Here is a 17,969-nt window from a genome sequence, read left to right as displayed (position 1 = left end):
CGCGACCCCCGACCTTGGTCGGTGGTCGCCCGCCGCGCCGCCCCCTAGCGTCCGGAGCATGACCACACCGACCGACTGCCCCCCGCTCGCCCGGCGCCCCGTCCTCGCGACGGCCGCCGCCCGCCGGGACGGGAACCGCCCGCTCGTCCCCTGGTGGACGTTCGCCGTCGCGTGGCTCGCCGTCGCCGCGCTCACCGTGCTCGCGACCGCCGGGATCGTCGGTCAGGACGCGCCCGGCGCGGGCACCTGGCTCGACGTCCTCGTCGCGGTCCTCGCCCTCGCGGCGCTGCCGCTCCTGTGGTCGCGGGCTCCGCGCAACGCCCCCGTGCTCGGCGCCCTGATCCTCGCGTCGCTCGCCGCGTACTCGGGTGCGGCGACCCCCGCCTCGACGGTCGCGACCCTGCAGGTCGCGCGCTGGTACCCGGCGCGCACGGCGGTCCCGGTCGCCGTCGCCGGGTTCCTGGGCCACGCCGTGCAGGCGCTGTGGCGGCCGCAGGCGCTGCCGCTCGGCTGGTGGCTCCTGTGCGACCTCGCGGTGCACGCCGCCCTGCTCGGCTGGGGCCTGTACTGGCAGGCGCGGGCCCAGCTGATGTGGTCGCTGCGCGACCGGGCCCGGCGCGCCGAGCGCGAGCAGGAGCGTCGCGTCGCGGAGGCGCGGGTCGCGGAGCGCACGCGGATCGCCCGCGAGATGCACGACACCCTCGCCCACCGGCTCTCGCTCCTCGCCGCGACCGCGGGGGCGCTCGAGTACCGCCCCGACGCCGACCCGGCGCAGCTCGCCCGCGCCGCGGGCCTCGTCCGGGCCGGGGTGAGCTCCGCGCTCGGCGACCTGCGCGACGTCGTGCGGGTGCTGCGCGCCGACCCCGACGACGTCGACGGGGGCGCCCCCGCACCCCAGCCCACGCTCGACGACGTCGACCGCCTCGTCGCCGAGGCGCGCGAGGCGGGCGGCGACGTCACCTACGAGCGATCGGGGTCCGTGGACGTGCCGCGGACCGTCGAGGTCGCGGCCTACCGCGTCGCGCAGGAGGGGCTGACGAACGCCCGCCGGCACGCGCCGGGCAGCCCCGTCGCCCTGCGGGTCGCGGCCCGGGCGGGCGAGGTGCGCGTCACCGTGTCCGACGGCGGCCCGCGCCTCGTCGCGGTCGGCGGCGCCGTGGGAGGGGCCGTGGGAGGGTCCGTCGAAGATGGCACCGGCACCGGGCTCGTCGGGCTGCGCGAGCGCGTCGACCTGCTCGGCGGGACCCTCGACGCCGGGGCGCGGGACGACGGGTTCGTCCTCGATGTCCGGCTACCGTGGGACGCGTGAGCGACCAGGGTGGACGCGCCGCCGATGCGCGCGGGAACGGGCGGCACGACGACGGAGGGGACGCGCGCGGCGTGCCACGGACCCGGCTCGTGATCGTCGACGACGACGCGCTCGTCCGCGCCGGCCTGCGGCTCATGCTCGACGGCGCGCACGGCATCGAGGTGGTCGGCGAGGCCGCGGACGGGGCCGAGGTCACGGCCGTGCTCGACGCGCACCCGACCGACGTCGTGCTCATGGACCTGCGCATGCCCCGGGTCGACGGGATCGAGGCCACGCGGCGGGTGCGGGCGCGGGCGGCCGCACCCGCCGTCGTCGTGCTCACGACGTTCGACAGCGACGAGGAGGTGGTCGGCGCCCTGCACGCCGGGGCGTCGGGCTACCTGCTCAAGGACATGCCGCCCGAGCGGATCGTGTCGGCGGTCCGCGCGGCGGCGGCGGGCGAGCCGGTGCTCTCGCCGGAGATCGCGCGGCGCCTCATGACGTCGGTCGCGGACGCGGGCGGCGAGCGCGACCGTGCCCGCGCGGCGCTCGACGCGCTCACCGGCCGGGAGCGCGACGTCGCGGTCGAGCTGGGCCGCGGCGCGGCGAACGCCGAGATCGCGGCGGCCCTGTTCCTCAGCGTCCCGACGGTCAAGGCCCACGTGTCGAACGTGCTGCTCAAGCTCGGACTGGAGAACCGGACGCAGGTCGCGCTGCTCGTCCACGCCGCCGGCCTCGACTGACGGTCAGTCGCCCGGCCACTCCCCCGTCCAGCGCTCGAACGCCCGGGCGCCGCCGCGGTCGATGAGCGCCTTCACCGCGGCGAAGATCGCGCCCTGGATCAGCGCCGCGACGAGGATCTCGCGGAGCCGGTACTCGGACTCGAGCGGCTTGGGCGCGTCGCTCCGGTGCCCCGGGGTCACGCGCTTGTAGACCTGCTTGAACACCTGCCCCGCCACGAGCCCGCCCACGATCGAGCTGGCGAGCCCCACGGGGCGGTAGAGGATCTTCGCGGCCTTGCCGCCGGTCTTCTCCGGGGGATGCGTCCCCGCCGTCACGTCGTCGCTCATCACTCGACGCTAGGACGGCTGCCGCTCTCTCGCCCGTCGCACGACGGCGAGCGCCGTCCGCGAGGGCGTCAGCCCGGGACGACGGCGCAGCCCGCCGGGTCGGGCGCGACGTGCACCCGGGCACCGGGCTCGGGCCCCTCGTCGACGCCGCCCGATCCGCCGGTGCCGGCGAGCGCCACGAGGCGGGCCGGTGCGCCGGGGTCGGTGCCGGGGAGGACGACGTCGACCGTGATCTCGACCGCACCCCGCCGGAACACGCTGCCCACGACCGTCGCGACCCACGTGCCAGGGCCCGACGACGCCGAGCCGCCCTGGGCGTCGGACGCACCCGACATGCCGACCACGCGCAGCCCGCGCGGCCCGATCGCGAGCAGCTCGTCCGAGCCGTCGTACGCAGAGTTGTCGGCGCCTCGTCGGTCCAGGGAGCGACCTGCTGCTGACAGCTCGGCGGGGACGAACGCCTGGTAGCCGAGGAACTCCGCGACGCGGCGTGAGGCGGGGGCGCGCCACAGGCCCTCGGGCGGCGCGACCTGGAGGGGCCGGCCGGCGTCCATGACGGCCACGCGGTCGGCGACGGTGAACGCCTCGTCGTGGTCGTGGGTGACGAAGACCGCCGTCGTGCCGGTGGCCCGCAGCGCCTCGCGCAGGTCGAGCGCGAGGCGCTCGCGCAGCCCGCGGTCGAGCGCGGACAGCGGCTCGTCGAGCAGGAGCAGCCGGGGCCGCGGAGCGAGCGACCGCGCGAGCGCGACCCGCTGGCGCTCTCCCCCGCTGAGCGTCGCGACGGCGCGCCGCTCGTACCCGGCCAGCCCGACGACGTCGAGCAGCTCGGTCACGCGTGCGTCGCGCGCGGCGCGGGTCAGGCCCGCGATCCCGTAGGCGACGTTCCCCGCGACGTCGCGGTGCGGGAAGAGCTGGCCCTCCTGGAACATGAGGCCGAACCCGCGGCGGTGCACGGGGACGCCCGTGAGGTCGCGGCCGTCCCACGCCACGGACCCCGACGCGACCGGCTCGAGCCCCGCGACCGCGCGCAGCAGGCTCGACTTGCCGCACCCGCTCGGCCCGAGCAGGGCGAGCACTTCGCCAGGCGCGACGTCGAGCGTGACGCCCGCGACCGCCGTCGTGCCGGGGTCCGTGCGTGCGCCCCCGTCGTAGCGCACGACGACGTCGCGCACCGCGAGCCCGGCACCCTCCGCGGGCACTTGGTCGGGCACCGAGGCGGGCACCGCGGCGGGCACCGAGGCGGGCACGGCGTCGGGCGCCGCGTCGGTGCGCGAGGGCTCCGGCGCGCCCGCGCGCGCCGGGGCGGGGTCGGTCTGCACCATCAGAACTCTCCTCCGGGTCGGTCGCCGCGCAACCGCTCGGCGAGCAGCATCACGGTCGCGGTGAGCAGCGCGAGCACGACGCTCGCCGCGAGCGCCATGCCGTAGTTCTCGGCCCCGGGACGCCCGATGAGCCGGAAGATCACGACGGGCAGCGTGGCGCTGTCCGGGCGGGCGAGGAACGACGTCGCGCCGAACTCCCCGAGCGAGACGGCGAACGCGAACCCGACCGCGAGGCCGAGCGACCGTGCGGCGATCGGCCCGTCGACCGTGCGGAACACGCGCCCGGGGGCGGCGCCGAGCGTCGCCGCAGCCTCGCGCAGGCGCGGGTCGATCGCGCGCAGCGTCGGCAGGACCGTCCGCACGACGAGCGGGATCGCGACGACCGCCTGTGCGATCGGCACCAGGAGTCCCGACGTGCGCAGGTCGACGTCGAGGCCGAGCGGCCGGTCGAGCGTGAGGAGGAACCCGAAGCCGACGGTCACCGCAGACACCCCCAGCGGGAGCATGAACACCGAGTCCAGCACGGAGATCGCGCGACGGCCCCCGCGCGAGCGCGGGCGCCGCGACACGACGAGCGCCACGAGACCGCCGATCACCACCGCCAGCACGGTCGCGAGCGCCGCCGTGCGCAGCGAGTTGCCCGCCGCCTCCCACACGGTGACGGACAGCGCGTTGCGCCCGCCCGTCGTGCCGAGGTTCGCGTAGTTGTCGAACCCCCAGCCGCCGCCCGGGACGCGGAACGAGCGCACGACGAGCGTGCCGAGCGGCAGTCCGACCAGCACGACGACCACGGCCGCGGTGAGCGCCGCGGGCGCGAGGTCGCCCGTCGGGCGGCCGTCGCGCCACAGCCGCAGCGGGTGCGCCGACGATGCCGACGAGGACAGGTTCAGAGCTCGCTCGCGCCGCGCCCGCGTGCGGTTCGCGACGGTGAGCGCCGCAGCGACGACCACGAGCTGCACGACCGAGAGCACCGCCGCGGTGCGCAGGTCGAGGAACTGGGTGGTCTGGATCCAGATCTCCGTCTCGATGGTCCCGTAGCGGATCCCGCCGAGCACGAGGACGACGCCGAACGCCGTCGCGCAGAAGAGGAAGACGATCGACGCGGCGCTCGCGATGGCGGGAGTCAGCGCCGGGAGGGTCACGGTGCGGAACGCGCGCCACGGCGTCGCGCCGAGCGCCCGCGCCGCCTGCTCGGCGCGCGGGTCGAGGTGCTCCCACAGCCCGCCGACCGTGCGGACGACGACCGAGTAGTTGAAGAACACGAGCGCGACGACGATCGCCGCGAACGTCTCGTCGAGCCGCAGGAACCCGAGCGGGCCGCCCTGCACGAGCAGCGACCGGAACGCGACGCCGACGACGACGGTCGGGAGCACGAACGGCACGGTGACGAGCGCGCGCAGGACCCTCCGCCCGGGGAACCGGCACCGGTACAGCACGTACGCCCCGGGCACGCCGAGCAGCACCGAGAACGCCGTGCCGAGCACCGCCTGCCAGAGCGTCAGCCCGAGGATGCGCCACGTCCGGGGCTCGGAGAACACCTCCGCGAACCCCGACAGGTCGAGACCGCCGTCGTCCCCGACGAACCCGCGCGCCACGAGCGTGACCACCGGCCACGCGAAGAACACCCCGAGGAACACCAACGGCACCGCCGCCGCCAGACCCCACAGGGCCGCGCGCCCGACGCCGCCCCGCCGGACCGCCCGGTCCCTCACCACGGCTCTACCTCGGCCGACCAGGGCTCTACCTCGCGGAGGAGAACCCTGGTCGTTCGCGACACGGGGGTCAGTCGACGACCGTCGCCGTCCATGCCTTGATCCACTCGTCACGGTGCGCCGAGATGTCGGCGGGGGCGACCTCGAAGGGCTCGTCGGCGAGCGGGGCGAACTCGGCCCAGCCGTCGGGGAGCGCGACGGAGTCGTCGGCGGGGTACATGTACATCTGACCGGGCACGTCGGCCTGGAACGCCTCGCTCACGAGGAAGTCGACGAGCTGCTGCGCGCCCTCGGGGTTCTTCGCGTTCGCGAGCACGCCCGCGTACTCCACCTGGCGGAAGCACGTGTCGAGCAGGGCACCGGTCGTGGACGCGGAGCCGTCCTCGGTGAGCGTGAACGCGGGCGACGTCGAGTACGACAGCACGAGCGGGCGCGGCCCGGCGCCCTCGGAGCCGGAGAAGTCGACGTAGTAGGCGTCGGACCAGCCGTCGACGACCTTGACGCCGTTGGCGCGCAGGTCGGTCCAGTAGTCCTCCCATCCGTCCTCGCCGAACGCGCCGACGGTCGCGAGGAGGAACGCGAGACCGGGCGACGACGTCGCGGGGTTGGTCACGACGAGGAGGTCCTCGTACTCCGGCTTCGCGAGGTCCTCGAGCGAGACGGGCTCCGGGATCCCGGCGTCGGCGAACCATGTGTGGTCGACGTTGACGCAGACGTCGCCGAGGTCGACGGGCGTCAGCTCTCCCCCGTCCCCCACCGTGTACTGCGCGGCGGAGTCCGCGAGGTCGGCCGGCGTGTACGGGTCGAGCACGCCCTCGTCGATCGCGCGCGACGCGAACGTGTTGTCGATCCCGAACACGACGTCGCCCAGCGGGGAGTCCTTCGTGAGGATCAGCTGGTTGACGAGCGCGCCGCCGTCGCCGGGAGCGACCTGCTCGACGGTGAGCCCGCTCTGCTCCTCGAACGCGGCGAGGACCTCGTCGCTCACGGCGAAGGAGTCGTGGGTGACCAGGGTGACCGTGCCCCCGGTGCCCGACGACGCGTCGTCGCCTCCCGAGCCTGACGTGGCGTCGTCGCCGCTGCCGCACGCGGCGAGCGCGAGGAGGGCGAGGGTCGTCCCCGCGCCGGTGACGAGGGACCAGGCCCGGCGGGTGCGGGCGGTCGTGCGCTGCATGTGTCCTCCCAGGACGTTCAGGAGGGGTCCACCGGCTCGCACGGCCCGTGCTCGGGCGAGCGCGGGAGACCGCACGAGCAGGTGATCGAGATTCCCGACTTCCTCCACCGGTGCTAACCGGATCAGGTTCGAGGGTCTGCGGTGGTCCGCACTCTCAGCTCCTCCAGGAGCTCCCCTGTCGTTCACCTCGAGCCTACACCGGGCCGCCCCTCGGGAATCCCCCTGAGAGAACCCTGAGAGCGGCCCTGCGGCGACCGGGGAAGGGTCCGGGCCGGTCCCCGATGCCCGGGGGTGCACCCCCGCGGGAGGGTCGAGACGACCGGTCCGGGATCCCCGGCCGACGACGCAGGAGGAGAAGGACCGATGAGCAGCAGACCTGGGACGACGGGTGCGACGACGACCGTCGTCACGTCCGCGGAGCACGCCACGGGAACCGCAGGAGCCTCCGGGACCACGCCGGAGCGTCCCGTGATCGCCACCGCGCGGGGCCTCGTGAAGACCTACGGGCGCGGCGAGGCGACGGTGCGCGCACTGGACGGCGTCGACGTCGACCTCGAGCGGGGGCGCCTGACCGCGATCATGGGCCCGTCCGGGTCGGGCAAGTCGACCCTCATGCACTGCCTCGCCGGGCTGGACTCCCCCACGGCGGGGACCGTCGTCGTGGACGGCGAGACGGTCTCGGCGATGAGCGAGCGGCGCCTGACGCGGCTGCGGCGCACGCGCATCGGGTTCGTCTTCCAGTCGTTCAACCTCGTGCCGACGCTCACGGCGGAGGAGAACATCGTGCTCCCGCTCGCCGTCGCGCGCCGGCCCGTGGACCGGGAGTGGTTCGACCGCGTGGTCGACGCCGTCGGCCTGCGCCCGCGGCTCGGGCACCGCCCGGCGGAGCTCTCGGGCGGGCAGCAGCAGCGCGTCGCGTGCGCGCGGGCGCTCGTGTCCCGGCCGGCGGTCGTGTTCGCGGACGAGCCGACGGGCAACCTCGACTCGCGCGCCGCCGCCGAGGTGCTGGGCTTCCTGCGCGCCTCGGTGGACGACCTCGGCCAGTCCGTCGCCATGGTCACGCACGACCCGACGGCGGCGTCGTACGCGCACCGCGTGCTGTTCCTCGCGGACGGGCGGCTCGTGACCGAGCTGCGCGACCCCACGCCGCAGGCCGTCCTCGACACGCTCGGCGCCCTCACGCCGGCGGCGCCGACGGGCGCGCACGCCGCCCCGGCCGCGTCCGAACCGGCGGCCGTCCGATGATGGGCCGGATCGCGCTGCGCGGCGTGCGCGCGCACGGCGCACAGCTCGTGCTGTCCGTGCTCGCGGTGACGATCGGCGTCGCGTTCGTCACGGGCACGTTCGCGCTGCGCGCGATGCTCGCGTCGACGTTCGACGGCATCGTCGCGTCGTCGATCCAGGCCGACGCGTACGTGCGCGGCGCGTCCGCCGCCGGGTCCGCGCTCGAGGACCCGGCGCAGCTCGGCGGCTCCCGGAGCCTGGTCCCGGCCGACCTGGCCGGCACGCTCGACGAGCGGGACGACGTCGACCTCGCGCTCGCGGAGGTGAGCGGCCCCGCCGTCCTCGTGGGCGCCGACGGCACCGCCGTGCTCAGCACGCAGGCGCCGAGCATGGCGATCGGGTACGACCCGCGCGACCCCGGGCCGCGCGTGGTCGACGGCCGGGCGCCGGAGAACGGCAGCGAGGTCGCGCTCGAGTCCGCGACGCTCGAGGCGTCCGGGCTCGCCGTGGGCGACACGACCGACGTCGTGCTCGGCGACGCGGTGCACCCCGTGCGCGTGGTCGGCGAGCTCTCGCTGTCCGCGCCGATGGCGGGTGCGACGATCGTCCTGCTCGACACGACGACCGCCGCGATGACGTACGCGCCGGATGGCATGGTGCCGTCGATCGCCCTGTACGCCGCCGACGGCGTCTCGCCCGAGACGCTGCGCGACGCCGTCGCGGGGGCGCTCCCCGGCGACGCCGAGGCCGTGACGGGCGCGGAGCTGCGCGACGAGACGAGCAGCGCCATCGCCGACCAGCTCGGCTTCGTCTCGACGTTCCTGCTCGTGTTCGCCGCGCTCGCGCTGTTCGTCGGCACGTTCATCATCACCAACACGTTCGCGATGCACGTGCGCCGCCGCACGCGCGAGCTCGCGCTCCTGCGCGCCGTCGGGACGTCGCCCGCCCAGGTGTTCGCCTCGGTGCTGGGGCAGGCCGCGGTCGTCGGGGTCGTCGGGGCGGTGCTGGGCGTCGCGGCCGGGTTCGGGCTCGCCGAGCTCGCGCGGGCCGGGCTCGGCGCGGTGGGCATGGAGCTCGCCGGGTCGCTGCCCGTGACGACCGTCGGGATCGTGGTCCCGCTCGTCGTCGGGGTCGTGGTGTCCGTCGTGGCGGCGGCCCTGCCCGCGCGCCACGCGGCGCTCGTCCGGCCCGTGGAGGCGATGCGGGCCGACGTCGTGCGGCCCGCCGGTCCGGGCGTCGCCCGGGTGGTCGCGGGGACGCTGACCATGCTCGCAGGCACCGGGCTCGTGGTGGGCGCCGCGGCGGTCGGGAGCGGCGGGGCACCGCTCCTCGGCCTCGGCGCGGTCGGGGTGATCGCGGGCGTGCTGCTGCTCTCCCCGCTCGCGGTCGGCCCCGTGCTCGGGGTCCTCGCCGCGCCGTTCGTCGCGCTGGTCCGGCCGCTCGGCGGGCTCGCGCGCGGCAACGTGACGCGCCAGCCGCGCCGCACGGCCGCGACCGCCGGGGCGCTCGTCGTGGGGATGGCGCTCGTGTCGACGACGTCCGTCCTCGCGCTCTCGGCACGCGAGTCCGTGACCGGCATCGTCGACGAGGAGACGGCCGCCGACCTCGTCGTCCGGTCCGCGACCCCGTACCTGCCCGAAGGCGTCGCGGCCGACGTCCGCGCCGTGCCCGGCGTCGCGTCCGCGGACCTCACGACGTACGGCCAGGTGGTCGTCGACGATGAGCCGCAGCTCGTCGTCGGGTTCCCCGCCGAGGGCTTCGGCCGCTCGGTCCGCACGACGGCGGTCGAGGGCGACCTCGACGCGTACGCCCGCGGGGAGGCCGCCGTGATGGCGGACGCGCTCGACGAGCACGGCTGGGCCCTCGGCGACGTCGTGACGATCGCCGACCCCACCCGGCCGGACCTCCCGGCGCACGACGTCCGCATCGGCGCGGTGATCGACTCCCACGCGTTCTCCGTCGACATGCTCCTGCCGCCGGACGTCGCCGCCGCGGTGGGCGCGACGACCCCCGAGATGCTGTTCCTCGACGTCGAGCCGGGCGCCGACGTCGCGGCCGTCCGGGACGGGGTGACGGACGCCGTCGCACCGTACGTCGTGGCGAGCGTGCTCGACGCCGACGAGTTCGCGGGAGAGGTCGCGTCCCAGGTCGAGTCGATCCTCGCGATCGTCTACGCCCTGCTCGGCCTGTCCGTGCTCGTCGCGGTGCTCGGGATCGTCAACACACTGGCCCTGTCCGTCGTCGAGCGGACGCGCGAGATCGGGCTCCTGCGCGCCGTCGGGCTGGGGCGCGCCCAGCTCGCCACGACGATCGTCATCGAGTCCGTGCTGGTCGCGGTCTTCGGGACGGCCGTCGGGCTGGTCGTGGGGACGGGCCTCGCCGCCGCGCTGCCCTCGGTGCTCGCGGACGAGGGCTTCACGACCCTCGCCGTGCCGTGGGCACAGCTCGGGGCGATGCTCGCGCTCGCCGCCGTCGTCGGGGTCGTGGCGGCGGCCTGGCCCGCGACGCGCGCGGCCCGGCTGCCCGTGCTCGACGCGGTGAGCCAGGAGTAGCCCGGAGCGACGACGCGAAGGCGGTGACGAAAGGCGAGAAGTGGCCCTCCACGGGGGCGGCCAGAGGGCCACTTCTCGCGTCTCGCGACGTCGGGCCGCGAGTGCGGCGCGCGCCGGGCGGCGCGGGGGCCGACGGTTCGCACTACGGTGGGACCACGCCCGCGCCGACCGGCGCCCCGACTCACGGAGGACCCCTCGTGGCCGACACGACCGAGACCGAGCAGACCCTGGCCGTGAAGGTCGGGACCGTCGCCCTCACCTTCGCCGCGGGCTGGGCCGCGCAGAAGCTCGTCACGTTCATCTGGGCCAAGGTCACCGGTCACGACGCCCCGAAGGACCTCGACGACGACGAGGTCGGCATCGTCTCCGCGGTCACGTTCGCCGCCGTCGCCGCCGGCGTCGGCGTCCTCGCGCGCCGGTTCGCCGGCAAGGAGGCCAAGCGCGTCGTCGCCCGCCTCGCGTCGCGCGCGTCGTAGGCCCACCGCCCGAACCCGGGGTCGTTCCTCACGATCGTCACGACGTGGGGAACGACCCCGGGTTCGGTGACGCCCCGGTACCCTGGCGCGCGTGACGGCCCCACCGGCGACCCCTGAGAGCCCCGCGAGCAGGACGACGGTCCCCCAGGACCCGGTCCTGCGCTCCGGCGCGCGCGTCCTCGCCGACGCCGGCCGCCTGCTGACCCGGCACTGGCCCGCGCTCGTCGCGGTCGCGCTGCTCGCCGAGGTCGTGCACGAGCTCGCGCTGCGCGCCGCGCTCGCCGTCGCGCCGTCGTCGGGCGTGCTCGGCCTGCTCGTGCTGTGCTTCTCGCCGCTCGCGACGGTCGTCGGGATCGTCGTGATGCTGCACGTCCTGCGCCGCGAGCCGCGGACCGCGCGCGACCGGCTCGAGGTGCGGGCGCTCCTCGGCTCGATCGCGTCGGTCCTCGTCCCCTACCTCGTCATCTACGAGTTCTACGGCGGCCTGTCGTCCGACTGGCAGTCCTACATCGACTCCGCGGCGCTCGACCACGCGTTCGCGGCCGGGTCCGGGATCGAGACGGCGAGCCCCATCCCGGAGGGGTTCGGGCTCACCGTCGTGCTCGTCGTCGCGGGCGCCCTGCTCGCCCGCACGCTGCTCGAGCGCCTCGCCAAGCGCGTCGACCGCGGCATCTCCGCGGCGGGCGGCGACACGCAGCGCAGCGCGCGCTCCGCCGCGGTCCGCATCGCGGCGGGCTACTGCGAGGTCGTGTGGATCGTCGTCGGCGCGTTCACCGTCACCGCCGTCGTCGGTCGCGTGCGCGAGTGGTGGACGTCGCGCGTGGTCGTCGTCGAGACCACGACCTGGTGGGACGGCGTCGTCGCGCGCGTCGACGTGCTCAAGCCGATCGTCGACGCCCTGGGCCCGACGACGTCCCTCCTCCTCGCGGGCGTCGTGACGGGCCTCGTCGTGCCGCTCGCGTGGCTCACCCTCGGCACGATCGTCTACGGCGTCGAGGCGATCGACGTCGTCGACCCGGCGCACGCGGCGCAGGGTGGCGGCGAGCCGGCGGGCCGCGCGACGCGCGTCGTCGACCGGTTCAACCGGACGCTCGGAGAGAGCGGCGCGCGCAAGGCCTGGGAGCTCATGCTCGACCCCGGCCGACGGTTCGGCGGCCTCGTGGGCGCCGTCGGCATGCTGTGGCGCAGCAGGTGGAGCGCCGTGCTGCTCTTCTGCGTCGCGTTCGCACTCCTGACGCTCGGCGAGCAGGTCGTCTATACGGCCGCGCAGGCCGTCGTGGGCCAACCCGGGATCGTCGCCTGGCGCGCGCTCGTCGGCCCGCTCGAGATCGTCGCGACCGTCGTGGTGCAGGTGCTCACGACCGTGCTGCTCGCCGCCGCGGCGGACGCGCTGCTCGCGAGCCTCGGCCTGCCGTCGGCGCTGCGCACCCGACGCGTGGCCCGGTCGCGGACAGCGGTCGGCACAGCGGTCGGCACAGCGGTCGGCACAGCGGTCGGGGCCGAGGCCGGCGCGGAGGTCAGCACCGGGGCCGGCACGACGGCGGGCGGCGCGTCAGCCGGCTGAGACCGTCGCGGACCGGTCGTCGCCGGACCGGTCGTCGCCAGGCCGCCTGTCGACGAGCAGGGCCGCTGCGACGACGTCACGGATCTCGGTGTCCGTCAGCGCGTGGTCCCGGGCCAGGCGCACGAAGCGCGCCGCCGCGTCCGTCACCGCCGCGCGCGACAGCGTCGCGGCCGGCGCCGTCACGAGGGTCCCGACCCGGCGCCGGGTCGTCACGAGCCCCGCAGCCTCGAGGTCGCGGTAGGTGCGCGCGACCGTGCCCGGCGCGATCCCCAGGTCGTTCGCGAGGGCACGCACCGTGGGCAGGCGCTGCCCGTCGGCGAGGTCGCCCGCCGTGACGAGGGCTGCGAGCTGGGCGCGGAGCTGCTCGTAGTGCGGCGTCGGGGAGTCCAGGTCGATGCGGACGGCGAGGCTCACGCGACCGCCCCCTCGGGCTCGCGCACCGGCGCTGCCGTCGGCGCGGGGTCGCGCGCCGGCCAGACCACGACCACGACCGCCACGACCACGACGGCCAGCGCCACGAGCACCAGGGCGTTCCCGGCCTGGACGTAGCCCGGGCTGAGCCCGGGACCCATCCTGACCCCGTCGCCGCTCCCCAGCCCCAACCACCGCAGCGAGAGCCCCCCCAGCGCGACGAGCCCGCCGAGCGTCAGGCCCAGGACGACCTGGGTGGCGCGCTCGACGCGACGAGCGACCCGGCGGCGGAGCCACATGTCCCACTCCTCGTCCACGTCCTCGACCGCCGGTCGCGACACGACGAGGCGCAGCACCACCTCCGAGGCCACGACGGCGACGACGGTCGCGACCAGGAGCGGCACCGTCCACAGCCACCCGGGGAAGGGTGCGACGGTGTACGCCTCGTACCGGCCGACGACGCGGGAGATCGAGCGCGGGCCGTCGGACAGGAGGCCGAACGCCACGCTCGCGACGACTATGCCCCCGGCCCAGGTCCACGCGAGGCGGCGGGTGAGCGTCGGGACGACGTCGGCCGTCGAGCGCGCGACGAGCCGCGCCTCGCGCTGCCGGTGCGTCGGGCGCGGCCACGTGAGCTCGCCCACCGCGTGGACCGCCAGGGCGCCGACGAGCGCGACGAGCGGCAGCACCGCCGTCGTCCTCGCTCCGAGCGGGACGAGCCCGAGGTAGAGGTACGAGGGCGGCAGCAGGATCCCCGTGGCGACGAGCATCCCCGCGCCGGCGCTCGTCCCCGCCGCGTGCCGCACCGCGCGCCGCCCCGCCGAGCTCGGGACGACGGCACGCCGCCCGTCCCACCACAGCAGCGCCGCGACGACGACCGCAGCCAGCAGGGCGAGGTCGGCCGCGAGGGCGACCGGGAACGGCAACGGGTTCCCCAGCATCCACGACACCCAGCTCATGTCCACCTCCGTCAGAGAGCATTGATCATGAACTATGCTCATTCGTTGCAGCCGTGTCAACCGTCTCGTCGGGGCCACGGGCCGTCAGGCCGCGTCGGGGACGGGCAGCGACCAGTAGGCGGGGAGCAGCTCCGGCTCGACCAGGCGCACCTCGGCGGGCACGGCGTCGTCCGGCGTGAGGAAGTACTGCGTGCTGCGGCTCGAGACGGCGCCCGTGCAGAACGGCGCCTCGGGGAACGGCATGCCCGGGAGCGCGGACGCCCCCGCCGTGAACTCGCGCCCGGCGGCGTCGAGCAGCACGACCGCGCACGACGAGTACGTCTCCTCCTCGCTGGCCGGGGCGTCGGGCGCGTCCGACCGCAGCGACACGTCGGCGGCCCAGAGCGTGTAGCCCTCCGGCGCCTCGATGCGGTCCCCGTACCCGTCGTCGAGCCAGTCGACCTCCTCGAGCCCGGCGAGACGCGCCCGGACGTCGCCGACCTGCGCCCAGCCCTCGGCGTCGGCCGTGTGCGCGCGGTGCGGCTCCGACGCCCACCACCCCTGCACGGCGTCCGAACGCCAGGTGAGCGTGCCGAGGGCCGCGAGCGCTCCCGCCAGCACGACCAGCCACCACCGGTTCGCGCGCCACCACCCCACGCTCGGTCCCCCGCCAGACCTCCCGCTCATCCTTCCCACCCCCCGGGGACGAGCGCGGGCGACAGCACCTCGACGACCGCGTCCGCCGCCGGGACGTCGAGCCGACCGAGATCGATCTCGGCGACCGCCTGCGGGCGGTCGATGTCCGCGTCGTCGTGCTCCGTGAGCACGCGCAGCACGACGTCCCCGTCGAGCGCCCGCGCCGGCACCTCGACGACGACCGTCCCGGCCTCGGGGACGTCCGGGTCCACGAACGTGCTCATCATCGAGTTGCTCACGCGGTGCGACGCCTCGTGGTCGCGCCCCTCGGCGTCGCGCAGCTCGAGCGCCTCGATCCCCGCCTCCTTCGTGGTGCCGGACACCGCGAGGTCGACGGCGACCCAGACGCCGTCGGTCGTCAGGGTGTCGAACCCGTCCTCGAGCACCGTGCCGGTGCGCACGTCGTCGACGCGGACGCGCAACGGGCCGGCGGTGACGACCTCGCCCACGCCGCCACGCGTCGTCGTCGACGTGAGCGTGGGCCACCAGGTGTCGACACGCGCCACGGCGGCCCCGACGCCCACGGCGAGGACCAGCAGGACGACGGTCACGACGACGTCGGCACGGCGCGGACGCACGGCCGCGGCGGGGTCACCGGCAGTCGCGGCGGGGTCGCCGGCGGTCGCGGCATCGTCGGCAGACGCCGTGGCGGTCACCTCGGACGTCGTCGCCCCGGTCGGCTCGGTCACCACGCCTCCTCGTCCTCAGGCGGGTCCACGATCTCCGGCGGGACGTCGCCGGGCGGGACGTCCACGAGCACCACCGTGCCCGTCTCGGCCCACCGGCGTCCGCCGCCGACCGTCATGTCCCGGTAGCGGAACGTTGGGACGGTGACGGTGAGCGGCTCGTCCGGGGCGGCGGACGTGGCCCCGCCCTCCGGGACCGTCACCGGCCACAGCAGCGCGACGTCCTCCGGCAGGCCCGGCTGGAGGACGGGGTAGACCGAGGCGTCGCGCACGAGCAGCGTCGGGTCCGGGCGGTCGGGCTCCGCGTCGCCCGCGAGGGCCAGGCCGCCAGGAAGCTCGGCCGGGAGCGTCACGGCGGTGCGGTCCAGACGGCGGGACTCGCGGTCGGTGTCGAGCGCGCCCACGACCACGACCAGCCACGCGTCGGCGCCGGAGTCCTCGAGCGCGGAGACCTGCACGGCGTCCGTCACGGACCACGACCGCACCGTCAGGTCGAACGGTCCGGTCGGCACCGGCTCCCCCGCGGCGGCGTGGGCCGGCCCCGCCTCGGCGGCGACGTGCTGCGCGAACCCGCCGGCCGCCGCCGTCCCCGCCACGAGGCCGAGCACGACCGCCAGGGCGATGCGGCGCGGCCACGTCCCGACGACCGCGCGGAGCAGCGGGACGCTGCGGGCGGCCCTCGGCGCGGTCGACGTCACGGCGCGCATCTTACGGGGCGGACGACGCCGTCGTCAGGCCCCACGGACCAGGAGGGTCGTCACGGGACCCATGACGATCGCGTACATGAACGCGAAGAACAGCGTGTGCAGCAGCACGAACAGCAGGGCGTTGCGCACGGCGCCCCGCGCCCGGAAGTGCGTGACGAGCTTGCGCACGAACTCGACCGGGTGGGCCAGGTCCCAGCTGTTGAAGCGCACGTACCGGCCCAGGTAGATGCCCACCGACACCAGGGCGAGGACGACGAGCACGGCGATCCACGACGCCGGCCGGTGGAACGGGTCGTCGTCGTTCGGGTACAGCACGATGACGAACAGCGCCTGCGCGAGGAAGACGTTCACGACCGTGTTCATGACGCCCGACATCGCGAGCGTGAGCACGGCGACGATGTCGTACCAGAGCGGGACGTCCTCGCCCTCCTGCCGGTGGCTGTAGTTGAGCTCCGTGACGAGGTACCCGGCGTTCGGCAGGAGCAGCAGCCACACGAGGAAGCCGGCCACGGCGACCGTGAGGACCACCCACGGCGGGGCGCCGCCCGCGATGAGCACGGCGTCCACGAGGACGACCAGACCCAGCACCAGGACCGGCGCGATCGACAGCCCGATGTTGAGCAGCATCGGCCGGTAGAGGCGCGTGCGGTAGAGCGGGGCGCGCAGCACCACGAGGGCGAGCGCGTACACGTTGAGCAGGGCCACGCCCCCGAAGAGCCAGTCGAGCACGCCCCCACGGTACGGGTGGTTCGCCGCGCGGGGCGCGACGAGCGTCGTTAGCGTGGAGTCGCTCGACGCAACGACCTCCCCGTGCCCGCCGGCGGGCACCTCCCACCAGGAGTCGCCATGGCGCAGCAGGACGCGAGCGGGGCCGCCGGCCCCGCCCCGACGACGACGTCTCCGTCCCCCTCCCCGACCCTCATGCTCGTCCTCGCGACGATCGGGTTCGCCGTGAACTTCTGGGCGTGGGCGCTCATCAGCCCGCTGGGCGCGGCGTACGGGCAGCTCTACCACCTCACCGACGTCCAGGTGTCCGTCCTCGTCGCCGTGCCGGTCGTCGTCGGGTCCCTCGGGCGCATCCCCGTGGGCGCGCTCACCGACCGCTACGGCGCGCGCGTCATGTTCCCCCTGGTCAGCGCGCTGACCATCCTTCCGGTCCTCTTCGTCGGGCTCGTCGCGGACAGCTTCGTCGCGCTGCTCGTCGGCGGCTTCTTCCTCGGCCTCGGCGGCACCGCGTTCGCCGTCGGGGTGCCGTTCGTCAACGCCTGGTACCCGCCCGCCCGCCGCGGCACCGCCGTCGGGATCTTCGGCATGGGCATGGGCGGCACCGCGATCTCCGCGTTCACCACGGTACGCATCCGCGACGCGTGGGGCGACGCCGCGCCGTTCCTCCTCGTCGCCGCCGTCCTCGCCGTGTTCGCCGTCGTGTCGTGGCTCCTGCTGCGCGTCCCCCCGGGCCGCGCGGCGGCCCCCGCCGGCGGGTTCTGGTCCCGCACGTGGGCGACGTTCCGCCTCCCCGCCACCCTGCAGCTCTCCTGGCTGTACGCCGTCGGGTTCGGCGGGTTCGTCGCGTTCTCCGTCTACCTGCCCACGTTCCTCGTCAACGCCTACGACCTCACCGCCTCTGACGCCGCCGCCCGGACCGCCGGGTTCGTCGTCCTCGCGGTCCTCATGCGCCCCGTCGGCGGCGCCCTCTCCGACCGGTTCGGCGGGGTCCCCGTCTCGGTGGTGTGCTTCGCCGTCGTGACGGTGCTCGCCGCGGTCGTCGCGTTCCAGCCGTCGCTCGTCCCGGTGGGGACCGTCGCGTTCCTCGGCCTCGCCGCCGCGCTCGGCGCGTCGTCGGGCGCGACGTTCGCGCTCGTCTCGAAGGTCGCGCCGGTCGAGAAGGTCGGCGCCGTCACCGGCCTCGTCGGCGCGGCGGGCGGCCTCGGCGGCTTCATCCCGCCGCTGCTCATGGGTGTCGTCTACCAGCTCAACGGCACCTACGGCCTCGGCTTCGCGCTCCTCGCCCTGACCGCCCTCGTCACCCTGCTGTTCACACTGGGCCCCGTCCGCCGCGATGTCCAGGCCCGCGCCGCCGCGAGGTAGCGACCCCCGGGCCGAGATAGCGATCGGCGGTCGCTCTCTCGGTCGGGGGTCGCTATCTCGG

17 protein-coding genes and 1 riboswitch are annotated in these 17,969 nt (G+C 75.7%); of the genes, 7 read left to right on the top strand and 10 right to left on the bottom strand.

What is annotated here, in order from left to right:
• Window positions 1–58 precede the first annotated feature (58 nt).
• The gene (locus tag NF338_RS20650; protein WP_264032466.1) at window positions 59–1,309 is read left to right on the top strand and encodes a sensor histidine kinase; all 1,251 of its coding nucleotides are present in this window, start codon (window positions 59–61) and stop codon (window positions 1,307–1,309) included.
• Window positions 1,310–1,398: 89 nt separating this feature from the next.
• Complete coding sequence (locus NF338_RS20645; RefSeq protein WP_264032479.1) at window positions 1,399–2,031, top strand: response regulator transcription factor; 633 nt, start codon at window positions 1,399–1,401, stop codon at window positions 2,029–2,031.
• Window positions 2,032–2,034: 3 nt separating this feature from the next.
• Here the strand turns inward: NF338_RS20645 and NF338_RS20640 are convergent, their stop codons facing one another.
• From NF338_RS20640 to NF338_RS20625, 4 genes are all read right to left on the bottom strand, one after another.
• On the bottom strand, window positions 2,035–2,358 hold the full coding sequence (locus tag NF338_RS20640) for a DUF4235 domain-containing protein (protein WP_264032465.1): 324 nt from the start codon (window positions 2,356–2,358) through the stop codon (window positions 2,035–2,037).
• Between the two features lie 68 nt (window positions 2,359–2,426).
• Entirely contained in the window at window positions 2,427–3,680 is a 1,254-nt protein-coding gene (locus NF338_RS20635; RefSeq protein ID WP_264032464.1) for an ABC transporter ATP-binding protein, read from the bottom strand.
• Window positions 3,680–5,395, bottom strand: coding sequence for an ABC transporter permease (locus NF338_RS20630; protein ID WP_264032463.1), 1,716 nt, complete (start codon window positions 5,393–5,395; stop codon window positions 3,680–3,682). The genes NF338_RS20635 and NF338_RS20630 overlap by 1 nt, the downstream gene beginning before the upstream one ends.
• Before the next feature lie 67 nt (window positions 5,396–5,462).
• Window positions 5,463–6,566 carry a thiamine ABC transporter substrate binding subunit gene (locus NF338_RS20625; protein WP_264032462.1) on the bottom strand — a complete coding sequence of 368 codons (1,104 nt, stop codon included), beginning with the start codon at window positions 6,564–6,566 and terminating at the stop codon, window positions 5,463–5,465.
• 82 nt (window positions 6,567–6,648) lie between these two features.
• A riboswitch (TPP riboswitch) is annotated at window positions 6,649–6,753 on the bottom strand.
• 176 nt (window positions 6,754–6,929) lie between these two features.
• Here NF338_RS20625 and NF338_RS20620 point away from each other — a divergent pair.
• The 4 genes from NF338_RS20620 (at window position 6,930) to NF338_RS20605 (ending at window position 12,382) form a co-directional block, all read left to right on the top strand.
• Window positions 6,930–7,811: an ABC transporter ATP-binding protein gene (locus NF338_RS20620; protein ID WP_264032461.1), complete on the top strand. Its 882-nt coding sequence runs from the start codon at window positions 6,930–6,932 to the stop codon at window positions 7,809–7,811.
• A complete protein-coding gene (locus NF338_RS20615) occupies window positions 7,811–10,342 on the top strand; it encodes an ABC transporter permease (protein ID WP_264032460.1) in 2,532 nt (843 codons plus the stop codon). The genes NF338_RS20620 and NF338_RS20615 overlap by 1 nt, the downstream gene beginning before the upstream one ends.
• Window positions 10,343–10,539: 197 nt before the next feature.
• Window positions 10,540–10,818, top strand: a complete 279-nt coding sequence (locus NF338_RS20610; protein WP_087470065.1) for a DUF4235 domain-containing protein — start codon at window positions 10,540–10,542, stop codon at window positions 10,816–10,818.
• Window positions 10,819–10,909: 91 nt separating this feature from the next.
• A complete protein-coding gene (locus NF338_RS20605) occupies window positions 10,910–12,382 on the top strand; it encodes a hypothetical protein (protein WP_264032459.1) in 1,473 nt (490 codons plus the stop codon).
• Here the strand turns inward: NF338_RS20605 and NF338_RS20600 are convergent.
• The 6 genes from NF338_RS20600 to NF338_RS20575 all read right to left on the bottom strand — a co-directional run bounded on the left by NF338_RS20600 (window position 12,371) and on the right by NF338_RS20575 (window position 16,549).
• On the bottom strand, window positions 12,371–12,796 hold the full coding sequence (locus NF338_RS20600; RefSeq protein WP_264032458.1) for a GntR family transcriptional regulator: 426 nt from the start codon (window positions 12,794–12,796) through the stop codon (window positions 12,371–12,373). The genes NF338_RS20605 and NF338_RS20600 overlap by 12 nt on opposite strands.
• Window positions 12,793–13,752, bottom strand: coding sequence for a hypothetical protein (locus tag NF338_RS20595; protein ID WP_264032457.1), 960 nt, complete (start codon window positions 13,750–13,752; stop codon window positions 12,793–12,795). The genes NF338_RS20600 and NF338_RS20595 overlap by 4 nt, the downstream gene beginning before the upstream one ends.
• A gap of 84 nt (window positions 13,753–13,836) precedes the next feature.
• Window positions 13,837–14,418: a hypothetical protein gene (locus tag NF338_RS20590; RefSeq protein ID WP_264032456.1), complete on the bottom strand. Its 582-nt coding sequence runs from the start codon at window positions 14,416–14,418 to the stop codon at window positions 13,837–13,839.
• Window positions 14,415–15,116: a DUF4352 domain-containing protein gene (locus NF338_RS20585; RefSeq protein ID WP_264032455.1), complete on the bottom strand. Its 702-nt coding sequence runs from the start codon at window positions 15,114–15,116 to the stop codon at window positions 14,415–14,417. The genes NF338_RS20590 and NF338_RS20585 overlap by 4 nt, the downstream gene beginning before the upstream one ends.
• Window positions 15,113–15,811, bottom strand: a complete 699-nt coding sequence (locus NF338_RS20580) for a hypothetical protein (protein WP_264032453.1) — start codon at window positions 15,809–15,811, stop codon at window positions 15,113–15,115. The genes NF338_RS20585 and NF338_RS20580 overlap by 4 nt, the downstream gene beginning before the upstream one ends.
• A gap of 33 nt (window positions 15,812–15,844) precedes the next feature.
• The gene (locus NF338_RS20575; protein WP_264032452.1) at window positions 15,845–16,549 is read right to left on the bottom strand and encodes a DUF1361 domain-containing protein; all 705 of its coding nucleotides are present in this window, start codon (window positions 16,547–16,549) and stop codon (window positions 15,845–15,847) included.
• A 117-nt stretch (window positions 16,550–16,666) separates the two neighbouring features.
• On the opposite strand from NF338_RS20575, the gene NF338_RS20570 reads away from it, so the two are divergent.
• The gene (locus tag NF338_RS20570; protein ID WP_264032451.1) at window positions 16,667–17,908 is read left to right on the top strand and encodes an MFS transporter; all 1,242 of its coding nucleotides are present in this window, start codon (window positions 16,667–16,669) and stop codon (window positions 17,906–17,908) included.
• Window positions 17,909–17,969: the final 61 nt, after the last annotated feature.

Source organism: Cellulosimicrobium sp. SH8 (assembly GCF_025818875.1).
Classification (GTDB): Bacteria; Actinomycetota; Actinomycetes; order Actinomycetales; family Cellulomonadaceae; genus Cellulosimicrobium; species Cellulosimicrobium cellulans_D.
This window is presented reverse-complemented; position numbering and strand designations above follow the sequence as displayed.

Coding starts and splice junctions, on each gene's coding strand:
- NF338_RS20595 (WP_264032457.1), bottom strand. CDS start 13,752: ATGAGCTGGGTGTCGTGGATGCTGGGGAACCCGTTGCCGTTCCCGGTC.
- NF338_RS20625 (WP_264032462.1), bottom strand. CDS start 6,566: ATGCAGCGCACGACCGCCCGCACCCGCCGGGCCTGGTCCCTCGTCACC.
- NF338_RS20620 (WP_264032461.1), top strand. CDS start 6,930: ATGAGCAGCAGACCTGGGACGACGGGTGCGACGACGACCGTCGTCACG.
- NF338_RS20635 (WP_264032464.1), bottom strand. CDS start 3,680: ATGGTGCAGACCGACCCCGCCCCGGCGCGCGCGGGCGCGCCGGAGCCC.
- NF338_RS20640 (WP_264032465.1), bottom strand. CDS start 2,358: ATGAGCGACGACGTGACGGCGGGGACGCATCCCCCGGAGAAGACCGGC.
- NF338_RS20650 (WP_264032466.1), top strand. CDS start 59: ATGACCACACCGACCGACTGCCCCCCGCTCGCCCGGCGCCCCGTCCTC.
- NF338_RS20615 (WP_264032460.1), top strand. CDS start 7,811: ATGGGCCGGATCGCGCTGCGCGGCGTGCGCGCGCACGGCGCACAGCTC.
- NF338_RS20570 (WP_264032451.1), top strand. CDS start 16,667: ATGGCGCAGCAGGACGCGAGCGGGGCCGCCGGCCCCGCCCCGACGACG.
- NF338_RS20590 (WP_264032456.1), bottom strand. CDS start 14,418: ATGAGCGGGAGGTCTGGCGGGGGACCGAGCGTGGGGTGGTGGCGCGCG.